Below are 12,455 nucleotides of genomic sequence, written 5' to 3'. Positions count from 1 at the left end.
AGTTTGACATTTTTACCGGTCTGTCCGGTTTATTCGGAAGCAGGAGTAGGAGGATCATATGTACCAGGGCACCAATCCATCTGCCATACGTTCACGTGAAGAGATCATCCGGGCATTTTTTTACCTTTTACAGAATAATTCTCTTGAGGAGATTTCAATCAAGCAGATAATGGGGGCTACAGATTTGTCCCGGCAGACCTTTTATCAGATCTTTAATTCCAAGGACGAGATTTTGGAATATTATCTTGATACGGTCTTTGAAAGTTTTATCACCCATTCGGAAAGACACACAGTAAATAATCTGTGTGATGCAGCAAAACTTTTCTTCTCGTTTTTTGAAAAATATGAAGATACCCTCCGTCTTATTGTTTATAACGGAAAAAGCGGTGTGCTGCAGCGCAAATGCCGGGAATATCTGCAAAAAGGAAAATATATCAGCTATTCTTTACATGGGGTGCAAACACAGCAGGAACAGGAATATGCCACTACTTTTGTCATAAGCGGCATGGTTGCCATGCTGGAGCAGTGGCTCCGTGAAACAGGTGAAGCGTCTATGGATACGGAACATCTGGCTAAGCTGATCTGCCGTATTACTGGTAGTGATCTTTGAGCAGGAGGTTAAATTGACGGAGGCTTCATGTCTTTAAAATGGATGGTAAAAAAGTTCCAAATAGGATGCGCGTTTCACGGCACATTCCGTGAAAGGAATGAAGCGGTCCATTTCTGTGTTATGATACATTCGGATTCAAGAAAGAGGTGATTGGTATGAGGATACTTGTGGATGCAGATGCCTGTCCGGTGATAAGAATTGTAGAACAGGCAGCAAAGAAGAAAAACATTCCGGTCCTTCTGCTGTGCGATACAAATCATGTACTAAATTCAGAATACAGTGAAGTAAAAGTGATTGGAGCCGGTTCGGATGCTGTTGATCTTGCCCTGGTAAACCAATGTCAAAAGGGAGATATTGTTGTGACCCAGGACTATGGTGTGGCGGCCATGATTCTCGGAAAAGGTGCGTATGGAATCCATCAAAGCGGGAAGTGGTACACAGATCAGAATATAGACCAGATGCTGATGGAAAGGCATTTGGCAAAGAAAGCCCGCATGGGAAAAGGAAAGCATCATCTGAAAGGCCCTGCAAAGAGAACAGAGGAAGATGATTTGAGATTTGCAGAATCCTTTGAAAGACTGATACTAGAAGCTGGGGAAGAATTCAAAGTTTAAAGACTCGGTTTTCTCATAATGATAAGACGGTTTTGTCTATTGAGGCAGAGCCGTTTTATTTTTATACTTATAACAGCTTATAGAACAGTTTTATCTTATTATAAAACAGTTTTATCTTATTATAAAAAGGTAGATAACGGTTCAGTCATACGGAGGGGATTCTGAGGACGAAAGAAGATTCTAAAGGGCTGAGTGTTGATGGACTGCCGCTTTAACGATTAAATGATCGTGCAGCGGCAGCCCTTTTTGCCTTTTATGAATAGGATTACTGTGAAACGGAGGTGAGCTAAAGTCCTATAGATTGTCATTAACTCCGAAAATCCATAATGTTTCTCTATTTTGCTCTGTATAAGTTTTGAATTTTAATATGCGAAGGGTTATATAAGTCCCGTCGATTTTTTGATAGATGAACTCTGGGGTGGTATTTCTATTCAATTGTATCTTTAAATTTTCATACCTGCAGAAATTTATAAACTGATTTCGGTATTCGGGCATTACAATACGATTTGCATATAGAAACAGAGCCTTACTAAACTGGTCATTTGTTTCCTTCAGCATTTCTTCAAAATAAGATGGGATAAACAGATGACGAATGGTGTCATTATCCAAATTAACGAAATAAACACCTTTAAAATCAGGTGCCAATACGGATAGAAATGTATCCGCATCTTGCTTTTCAAGGACCATCTGCTCTACTTCCTGATTTAGTGTACGCATCTGGCGCTCTTTTCCGTTCTCTTTATAATAACGTTGCTTCTCGCTCTGCATGTTTTTTTCTGCAGTACCTACAATTGTTTTGATGTCAATACCTTCATCTTGCCATTCGATTCCGACAGAGATCTCATAACCTTGATCCTTTAAATTTTTTTTGACGATCTTCATTTTATTAAAGATTTCCTGTTCGTTCTGATCCATACAGAATACTACGAATTCATCACCGCCAATACGATAGACTTCATTTTGAGGAAATACATGAAAAAGTTCATCCGCAACTGCTTTTAGCATAGCATCACCGGCTTGATGCCCTAAAAGATTGTTTATTTCATGTAACCCATTTGCATCTATATAGATACAGGCCAAGGAATCATAATCGCTATTAGAGAAAGAATTCAATACAGAGAGATAACAGTTTCGGTTGTTACAATTTGTAAGTGAATCGTAATTTGCAATAAAATTTAATTTTTGGTTAATCTCAGCACTCTTTTTTGTACTGGAAATGATCCAAAAGAGGATAAGCATAGATAACACAAGAAACACTGCAACAGATATGCTAAGCGCAGGACCCTTGACAATGGAGGAAAGCAGGGTGGATTTCAACATGGCAGCAAGCTCTTCTTCACGCAAGCCAGCCAGCAGCACCCAATGTACGGATGGAATGGGAATATAAACCACATAACATAAACCGCCTTCCCAATAGTAGGTACCGACCCCAGATTCGCCATTCAGACCCTTTTGCTCCAGCTCCATAACGGAACGAACCGAAGGGTCTTCTTTTTCCAATAAAAGTTGCTGGGCATTGTAACCATCATTTACCCAGCTAATATGTTCAGGATCACTGACAGCGATATCAGTTCCCTCTTCATTAATAATATAAGATTCACCTGTATCAACAAATCGGATATTTTTAATCAGTTCACAAAATAAATATCCGTCTTTTTCTACACTGAATGCTCCAATCACTTTGTCATCCTGGAAAATAGGGGAAGAATAACAAATGACATACTCGTTTTCTTCGTTAAAATATGGACCATAGATGGATGTCTTACCAGAAAGAGCTTCTGTAATGTCCTGACGACTTTTTATATCGCGCTGTCTGCCGTCTGAGGAAACGGAGCCGGTTTCTGAAACGTAAACCATGCGCAGTATATCAGAATGTGAAATGCCGATTGGGAAATCCATCTGATTTTTATCATCGGAAACAATAAAGGAGCTGGACAATTCCTTTGTTTCTTCTAAGCTGCTTTTTAGTTCAGTTTCTACAGCTGCAACGCCCTGCTTTGCCATGGATTGTACAAGCTGGATCGTATAATCCATGAATAGATTCTGAAAGTTATTGGATAATATCACATAAGCTGTGAAGGCTAAAACACAAACTGCAATTAAAAATACAAAAGCGATACGAGCACCTAATTTTGCTGCATTTTTTTTACTATACGATTCCAATATATCGTGGCTCCTTTCGACTAATTATATTATAATTGAATCCAAACATTTATACAATTGCTGATAAGCTTAAATATTTATCATATTAAAGTTGATGAAAAACAGCTGGCTATAATTTTTAGAATCAGTTGTTTTGAAGTGAAACAGAACGTAGGTTTTGATAAAATATGCCGGTTTATCATGAATGAACATATGCTTTTGGCCGGTATGAATATATAAGCTGTTTTTGGGAGAATATAGATGTAGATAAGGTTTTCAAAGAAGGGTATTTGTAGCTGAGAAGTCAAATAAAAGGGCGCCAACTAAGCGGTGGCGCCCTTTCTGTTATAGAATACTACGCATAAGGAGATACATTTTATGAAATTATGGATCAAAAAAGGCCTTGCCCTGGGAGGGGTATTTTTCTTAGCTGTTTTACTGGTCAAACCGATTGGTGTTTCCACACAGTTTTCCGTACTGTCCGGCATCTTCCACAGCGCGTTGGATGAGACAGTCATTACTGAAAATGATGAGCGTGATACCGGGTATGAGAGTACTAACGCCTACTACGACAAAAGTGAAGGAAAACTTGCAAAGTCGATTCAGCATCCGTGGAACTACGATTTTGTTTTTGTACTGGCGATTCCAGTCGGCGCTTATTTAGCCTATGCTGCGAATGATAAACGGAAACGCCTGCAGATGAGCGATGTAGGGCAAAACCCCGATGTACCGGATTCCCTCCAGAGTTTTTGGAGACGTTACCTGCCTTCCTTTCTGGGAGGCTTCATTATTCTGTACGGTGCCCGGATGGCAGATGGGTGCACCAGCGGGCATATGATGAGCGGTATGATGCAGGGCAGTGTCAGCGGTTATATTTTTGCGGCTGCGGCTTTTGCAGTAGCCATTCCCGTGGCCATGCTTACCGGCCGTGCAGCGAAAGGGGGAAAATAAGATGGAAATTGTATTGGCAATTATTCTGGGACTTCTTTTTGGCTTCGTCCTTTACTGGGTCGGTGCATCGTCACCAAAGAAATTGATCGCCATGCTGCGCCTTCAGGACCTGACGATTATGAAAATTATCGTTTTCGGAATCGGATCTGCAAGCGTATTGCTTTCTGTATTCAGTATGCTTGGCTTTTTCAATCCGGCACACCTGAGCGTTAAAGGCGCAAATTTTGGTGTGATCATTGGTGGCCTGCTATTTGGCATTGGTTTTGGAACAGTAGGAACCTGTCCGGGCACATGTGTGGCGGCAACTGCCGGTGGGGGATTTCGGAAAGCATTAAGTGCGGTACTGGGAGGATTACTGGGGGCATGGGTGTTTTCTATGAGTTATGGATTTTGGAAAAACTTGGGCTTGTTCAGCATCATGGACTGGGGTAAGATGACATTATTCCAGATCTCAGATCAGTACCCATCCGTATTTTCTTTAGGATATGTTGGATTATTGATTGTGGGGATCATATTTATTGGAATAGCATTCTTTCTGCCTGTAAATATGGAAGGTGACTGATATCAATAGAATAGTTTGGATCGCGCTATTGTTGGATCAATTTGAAGTCATGAACCTGTGTGGCTGATTATATTTAGTCAGCCACGCAGGTTCATGTTAAAAAAGCATTGATACATCAATCCTTATGGTCCGCATATGTTATCGTTTGGAAAGAAAAGGTGTTTCGCTCTCTTTGAACCCCACTTCATTTAACAGTTCCGCCACATTATCCAGTTCATATAACATAAATTCTTCCAGTTTGGCGGCGAAACCGGCAGCGTCACAACGTCCCAGACAATCCAGAAGATAGTTTAGGCAAGGAAGGTAGAAGGTTTCCATAACGTCCTGCTTTTTATGAATACTCTTCAGTGGATATCCCCACAAAAGCTGCTGGAATAATTCAGTATATACTGTCCGAATGGTCTTGTATGGTGCAAAATAGGAGAGCAGATCCAAGACTCCATATCCGGTCAGCTCATAATGCTGCAGGTACCGCAGCGCGCAGAGGCGTTTTTTAAACAGTTCAGCAGTGGTCCGATTGATGGAGGCAATCGTGATCTGTGCGACTTCTTTACAGGAAAGAGTCAAAGTCTGCAGGCTTTGCACATAATCCAGCAGACGGCTGCGAATGAAGGGCTGTGTGAAGTCACAGCATTGTGCGATCTGTTCCGGGGGCAAAACCTGCGTGCCGATTCCGTTGATGGATTTCATCGCACCGATACAGTTAAGCATAGAGAGCGTGCGGCGAATGGTACTGACAGAAACATTCTTTTCTTTCGCTAATTTTTCCGCTGATGGCAGAAACGCACCAACCGGATAGGTGCCCCGTACTACATCTGTGAGCAGTTCTATGACGAGAGAATAACACTTTTGTGAGGTCTTTCGATAGCCGCTCCAGTAAAAATCAATCTGCTGTTCAGCTGGAGGCAGGCAGGCTCTTGTTTCGTAGAAACCATCGAGTACGGTCGCCATCTGCGCCTGAAATGTCTCCACATCCTCTTGAAGCTGCATCCAGTTTTTTTCACGGCAAAGGCCAATCATCCGAAGCAGCGGATTCTCTTTTGGATGCGTTATTTCGGCGGTTTCTTTAATGCTCATAAATGGCGCCTGGTAAAACATAAGTACTTGCCAGACCAGGCGCATGAGCATGTCATTATGCAGAGAGCCATACACCTGCTGAAGATGCTGGATCATTCTGTTAGACGGGTGGATGCCCTTAATCTGGATAAACTGCTCCATATTATCCAACAATTCCGGTGAAGCATTCTGAAACCCCAGCCATTGCGCTTTACTAAATAGCGGCTGCATGGAACGGCTCAGGTCAATCAGCGCGTCTTTGCGGCAAGAGAAAAAGGACTGCACATACCGTTCGTTCTCCGTCGTGCTGTACTGCACCTTTACCTTCACACCGACTTTTTGGGAGATTGTGATAAAGCCTTCTTTTTGCAGATTTTGATAGGCTGCGCGGATTGACCGGGTGGATACCTGAAAAATCCGGCATGCTTCTTTTATGGTGGGCAGGCGGTCTCCATGCTGGTAGACGCCAAATTGTATTTGTATTTTCAGTATGCTATATATTACCTGCTGTAATTCGATGTTTGGTTCCAAATTTTAGTTCCTCCCAGCATTTCTAAAGCAATTTTGGTAAACTGATGCACCAAAATAGTATAACATTTCTAAAGATAAAATTCTATATTTTCCTCCATAATCCGGAGAATAGTTGCATTCCCTGTCAGGCTTTGCTATACTCAAATTATTACTATGTGAGCAAGGTTGCTTGATCAATAAATTTAGGAAGAAACTTGTAAGCCGGATAGAAAGGTAGGCGTTTGAATATGCAGGGATTCAAATCGTGTTTAGAAGCGTATGGTATGGACTATTCCATAACAATGGAGCGCTTTGAGGGAAATTTGGGGTTAGCTCCGTTATATGATGCAATCTGTGCGATTGTGGAACCTCTGCGAACCCAAGAAGAGCGGGACGAATATCAGATCCTATACCGGGAGGTGCAAGCCGAATACCAAAAAGCGGCTGTATTCAGTAATATGCTAAAGGGGGCGAATTAGAATGTCTGAACAGGTTGTTTTATCCCCGGACCAGGTGAAGGCAATCCTCGATAACGCACCGGTAGCTGTGTTTGTCAGCCGGGTGAATGACCATGGCCTGCTGTATGCCAACCATCGGGCAAGGGAGATATTTGCGCTGTCGGGCCGGTCAGATGTGGACTGCCATTGTATTGCAGGCTTAGAGGGTGAATGCCCTTTTGGCCAGGGTGGACAAATGAGCGGGGACGAGTTTGCAGTCCGGGAATTCAGCTTTCCACACAGCAGCCGTGTCTATCAGCTTAGTGGCAAGCTCATCGACTGGGCGGGGGAGTCTGCTTATATCGAATACATCATGGACATTACCGATAAAAAGCAGGAAGGAGAACAACATAGGAAAATCGAGGAGGAGCTGCAAACGTCATTCGGAAATCTTCCCTGCGGCCTGTGCGTTTACCGGCTGAACGGTATCCCGGCTTATGTTCAGTACATACGTGATGTAACAGAGGAAGTGAAAGCCCGACAGGAAAAGGAGAGACTGGAGTTGTACTGCCAGACCCTCATTCAAAATCTGCCCGGAGGGATATCGGTCATCCGGATTGAAGCGGATGGCAGTATGACGCCGGAGTATATCTCGGATGGTTTTGCCGCTCTGACGAAGATGACGGTAAAGGAAGCTGACAGGCTGTATTCAGAAAATGTCTTTGCGGGAATCCACCCGGATGATGTTGAATGTAATCAAACCAAAATGCTGGAATTTTTAGATAGCGGCCGTGAGCATTGTGAGTTTAAAGCCCGGTTCTTACGGGGGGATGGCAGTTATATTTGGGTCAGAGACAGTGTCTCCATTCAGGAAGCCTCAAATGGAATACGTCGGATGTACTGTATTTATACAGATATCAGTAGTACGGTGGAAGAAAGTGAGCGTCTCCATCAGCAGTATGAAGACTTGTTACTGCAGCATTACCACGCGCCGAATCCGGATGAATTGATCCTGGGGCACTGCAACGTTACAAAAAACATGATTATTGAGATCAAGGATTTTACAGGATCGGATCTTTTGGAAAGACTGGGCAGGAATCAGGAACAATTCTTTATCGGTATGGCAAGCTCTATTGTAGACGAAGAGGAAAAACAGGCGTTTTTGGATTCTTTTCTTAATGCGCCGATGCTGGCTGCCTTTAAACAAAAAAACAAAGAGCAGATACAAAAATGCTTCCTTAAGTTTCCCGGGCAGAAAAACGGGTGCTATGTACAGATCAAAATGAGTCTGGTGGAAACGCCGGATACCGGCGATGTCACAGGAATCCTTACAGTAACGGATATCACGGATCAGACTATGTCCGACCGAATTTTAAATCAGATGTCTTCTGTGATCCATGACTATATCGCTGATGTGAACTTAATCGAAGATAATTTCCGGATTTTGAGCAGCAGGAGTAATGCACATCTGGTTCCGGATTCCATCGGCTGCTATTCCAAGCGGGTAGCGTATATGGCAGAAGCCATCGTTGTTCCAAAGGATAGGGAACTATACTCAAAGGCGCTGGATCCGGAAGAGATCTGCCGGCGGCTGCAGGAGGAAAGTTCTTATATTGCCACATACTCTGTTATAGATGAGGAAGGTGATATCCGCACCAAGAATATGACGTTTTTCCCTATTGACCTAAGGATCGGACGGGTCTGCCTGGTATGCACGGATATCACGGATTCTGTCCGGGCGCTGGAAAATGCACTGGCTTTTGCCAGGGAGGCAGACCGGGCCAAGAGCGACTTTTTATCTTCGATGTCACACGATATCCGGACACCCATGAATGCCATTATGGGGATGACGACGCTGGCTCTGGCTTTTCCGGATGACCGGGAACGTGTGGATAACTGCCTGCATAAAATTGATCTTGCGAACAGGCATCTGCTGAGCCTTGTCAATGATGTGCTGGACATGAGCCGGATCGAGCGATCCAAAGTTGTTATGAACCTGCGGGAACTTTCGATTTCTGATCTTGTGCAGGCGGTCTGCGCCATCATCGAGCCGCAGGCGAAAAGCGCTGGCCTACAGTTTTTTGTTAAGAAAAAGGATAGCTGCGGGGAATACTTCCAGGGCGATTCCCTGCGGATCAACCAGATTCTGATCAACCTGCTTTCCAATGCAGTTAAATTTACACCGGAGGGCGGCCGGGTAGATTTCCTGATTGAAGGAATCGTTCCGCTAGAAGAGGAAAAGCATATCCGCTACCGGTTTACCATTCGGGATACGGGGATCGGGATGCCGGAAGACTTGCTGAAACACATTTTCGAGCCGTTTGTCCGTGCAGCTACAGCCATGCGCATCGAAGGGACCGGGCTGGGGCTTAGCATCACCAAGGGACTGGTGGAGCAGATGAATGGAGAGATTACAGTGGACAGCCATCCGGGCAAAGGAACCGTGTTTCAAGTAGAGCTGGAATTTGAAGCAGCTGTGAATGCGGAAAGGGCATGTAAAAAAGCCAAAGTGGGAAATTCAGGCTGCCGATCTGAAAGACCTTTCACGGGCCGTACCTTTCTGATCGCCGAGGATCATCCGATCAATTCAGAATTGCTTAGTACCCTGCTGGAAATGGACGGTGCTGATTCGGTGGTGACCACCGACGGCGTCCAGGCGGTTCGGGAATTTGAAAGTACGGCACAGGGAACGTATGATGCGATCCTGATGGATATCCAAATGCCGAATATGACGGGCTATGAAGCGACACGCGCCATACGGAAACTAAACCGTCCGGATGCGGGAACCATCCCGATCGTAGCTATGACCGCCAATGCTTTTTCAGAAGATGTGCAGGCGTCTCTGAATGCCGGGATGAATGCCCATGTGGCGAAGCCCATCGATGTAGAAGTGCTGCGCGATACACTTGGCAAGGTACTGAATGATATCTGAAAGAGGACAGCTATGAAAAAAGTAGAGAATAAAAAAACAATGGACCAGCTTCAAAAAGGGCAGCATCTGAGTACCCTCAGTACCGTTGTGCTTATCCTGTTAATGCTCATTTACCTCATTATGACCATCGAAAGCTCTGCTATGCTGGCGAAGCAGACCGATATCATTTCAGACCATCCCTTTGAGGTGGTGATCGCCGTCGGAGATACAACACAATATATCTCAGAAATGAATCTTCGTACCGGACGTCTGCAGCGCCACCACAATGCGGAGGATGTTGAGATTACTACTGCGGAATTAGAAAAGTTACAAGCATCGATCCAAGAGCCGCTGGATAAGATCGAAGAGTTGTATCTGGGAGACAGAAGGGATATCCGGGCACTTCGGGATACTTTGATGTCTTTAGAAATAAAGCAAAAAAACTTCCTGGAGTATGTTGCCAATGAAATGGTAACGGGAGAGGAGATCGAAGTATATGAGCAGAAACATCTGGATCCCTTATATTCAAAAGCATTAAAGGAAGCGGAGCGTATCACAACAGTCGCACAGGAGAAAAAGGTGGGATATGGAGAAACATCGGAATCCCTGCGGAAGATCACGCTCGTCAGTTCTATCATTTTGATGGTGCTGATGGTTGGTACTCTGCTGGTTTCCCAGTCTGTGCTGCGCAGACAGCGCAGGGAGCTTGTTTACCGCAACAGGCTTTTTGATGATCTTTCACTGAGCATCGACGACACCTTTTTGATTCGGGACGCAGAAACCGGCGAGATACAATATTGCGCCCTGAATATGGAACGGGTACTGGGAGCGAATCCTGACACAGGGGATTCTTATCAAGGACTAAAAAAAGAAGATGCCGAAATTTTCAACCAGGCCATTGCCAACCCTGCATTTGTTTCCCCCTTTGAGAAAACTGTGGAATATACGCGGCCGGATGGGGAAAAGCGCTGGATGCTGATCCGGATTTATAAGATACAGGCCTCGGCTCATTCTCAGTTCATCTCGGTCTTTTCAGACAGGACCGATGAAATCCAGTCTCATCAGGCACTGCAGGATGCCATGCTGAGTGCTCAGCAGGCTAATATGGCAAAAAGTGATTTCCTATCCCGTATGTCACATGAGATTCGTACGCCACTTAACGCTATCATCGGCATGATGACGATTGCGGCAGCACACGTCACGGACCCTGTACGGGTGGGGAACTGTATCACAACGGCTGTCCTATCCTCCAAGCAGCTGCTGTTGATCATTAATGACGTGCTGGACATGAGCAAGATCGACAGCAATAAAATGGTCATCCAAAATGAACCCTTTGATATCTTTCAAGTGGTCAATGCCTTTGTATCTACTGTGTTTGCGCAGGCGAAAGCCAAAGAGATTGAGTTCACGGAGATCATGGAAGGCTTTGGTGAACACACAGTATTTGTCGGAGACGAGCTTCGGTTAAGCCAGATTTTGCTTAACTTAAGTTCCAATGCGGTGAAGTTTACCCCGCCGGGTGGAAAAATTCATTTATCGGTCACCCGGATCGGTACCAAAAACAAAGTGGATATGATCCGTTTTGTTCTATCGGATACAGGGATCGGCATGACGCCGGATGCCGCTGAACGGATTTTCCAGCCATTTGAGCAGGCCGATGCTACCATTGCGGGCCGGTTTGGAGGGACGGGACTTGGTATGTCCATTACCCAAAATCTGGTATCGTTGATGAACGGCAGTATCCATGTGGATAGTGAGCAGGGCAAAGGTTCTTCGTTTCTTGTGGATATTCCATTCCTGCGGGGGGAAGATAAATTTGATGAACCTGATTTTGAAAATCAGAATCTGTCCGCGATGATCGTGGACGATGACTTACAGGTGTGTGAGCAGACCGTTTCTTTGATGGAGAAAATAAAAATATACGCCGAATATAGAATGTCTGGAACTGAAGCGATCGAGCGCCTGAAAGAAGTGCGCCGCCAGGGCGGCGATTTTGATATCTGTCTGCTTGATTGGAAGATGCCGGATATGGATGGCGTGGAGCTGGCTCGTCTGATTCGGCGGGAAATCGGAGCAGATGTTCCCATTGTGATGATCTCTGCTTATGACGTTTCGGAAATTGAGGACGAGGCCCGCAAAGCCGGCGTCAACGGTTTTTTGCCAAAACCTTTATACCGTTCCTCAGTATATCATGCGATCCGGGATGCGGTGGAAGGTACTATCATGCCTGGTGTTGTAGAAAAGCCATTGGAGGGAAAATATCTATTGTTGGTGGAAGACAACGTCATCAACCGGGAGATCGCCGAAGTGCTGCTGCAGGACAAGGGGGCCAAGGTACAACACGCTGCTAACGGCCAGGAGGCGCTGGAAGTATTCCTGTCCTCAAAGCCTGGAGAGTTTGATGCGATACTCATGGATGTGCAGATGCCGGTTATGAATGGATATGAGGCGGCACAGCGCATCCGGGCTTCCTCACATCCGCAAGCGATACGGATCCCTATCATCGCCGTTACCGCCAACGCTTTTTCTGACGATATCTCAGCTGCTTTAGCGGCTGGGATGAACGCTCATGTCAGTAAGCCGATGGACATCAGGCAGCTCTGTGAGGTGCTTGATGAAGTGATAGAAAAGGCGGGAGAAAAAATAAAAAAGTAAATTAGAA

8 protein-coding genes are annotated in these 12,455 nt (G+C 44.9%); 6 read left to right on the top strand and 2 right to left on the bottom strand.

Features of this window, described 5'->3' with window-relative positions; translation table 11 throughout:
* Window positions 1-58: 58 nt before the first annotated feature.
* Window positions 59-610, top strand: coding sequence for a TetR/AcrR family transcriptional regulator (locus C6P39_RS02500; protein ID WP_104802695.1), 552 nt, complete (start codon window positions 59-61; stop codon window positions 608-610).
* A gap of 155 nt (window positions 611-765) precedes the next feature.
* Window positions 766-1,224, top strand: coding sequence for a YaiI/YqxD family protein (locus C6P39_RS02495; protein WP_104802694.1), 459 nt, complete (start codon window positions 766-768; stop codon window positions 1,222-1,224).
* 294 nt (window positions 1,225-1,518) lie between these two features.
* On the opposite strand, the gene C6P39_RS02490 is transcribed toward C6P39_RS02495, so the two are convergent.
* Window positions 1,519-3,387, bottom strand: a complete 1,869-nt coding sequence (locus C6P39_RS02490) for a sensor domain-containing diguanylate cyclase (protein ID WP_104802693.1) — start codon at window positions 3,385-3,387, stop codon at window positions 1,519-1,521.
* Between the two features lie 357 nt (window positions 3,388-3,744).
* On the opposite strand from C6P39_RS02490, the gene C6P39_RS02485 reads away from it, so the two are divergent.
* A complete protein-coding gene (locus C6P39_RS02485) occupies window positions 3,745-4,317 on the top strand; it encodes a YeeE/YedE thiosulfate transporter family protein (RefSeq protein ID WP_104802692.1) in 573 nt (190 codons plus the stop codon).
* Window position 4,318: 1 nt separating this feature from the next.
* Entirely contained in the window at window positions 4,319-4,879 is a 561-nt protein-coding gene (locus C6P39_RS02480; RefSeq protein WP_104802691.1) for a YeeE/YedE family protein, read from the top strand.
* Window positions 4,880-5,017: 138 nt separating this feature from the next.
* Here the strand turns inward: C6P39_RS02480 and C6P39_RS02475 are convergent, their stop codons facing one another.
* Complete coding sequence (locus C6P39_RS02475) at window positions 5,018-6,466, bottom strand: GntR family transcriptional regulator (RefSeq protein ID WP_104802690.1); 1,449 nt, start codon at window positions 6,464-6,466, stop codon at window positions 5,018-5,020.
* A 459-nt stretch (window positions 6,467-6,925) separates the two neighbouring features.
* Here C6P39_RS02475 and C6P39_RS02465 point away from each other — a divergent pair, with 459 nt between their 5' ends.
* Both C6P39_RS02465 and C6P39_RS02460 read left to right on the top strand, forming a co-directional pair.
* Window positions 6,926-9,814: a PAS domain-containing hybrid sensor histidine kinase/response regulator gene (locus C6P39_RS02465; protein ID WP_104802688.1), complete on the top strand. Its 2,889-nt coding sequence runs from the start codon at window positions 6,926-6,928 to the stop codon at window positions 9,812-9,814.
* A gap of 12 nt (window positions 9,815-9,826) precedes the next feature.
* On the top strand, window positions 9,827-12,448 hold the full coding sequence (locus tag C6P39_RS02460) for a hybrid sensor histidine kinase/response regulator (RefSeq protein WP_104802687.1): 2,622 nt from the start codon (window positions 9,827-9,829) through the stop codon (window positions 12,446-12,448).
* Window positions 12,449-12,455: the final 7 nt, after the last annotated feature.

The organism is Blautia marasmi (genome assembly GCF_900258535.1).
GTDB lineage: Bacteria > Bacillota > Clostridia > Lachnospirales > Lachnospiraceae > Blautia > Blautia hominis.
Note: the sequence above shows the minus strand (reverse complement) of the source record. Positions and strands in the feature narration are given on the sequence as shown.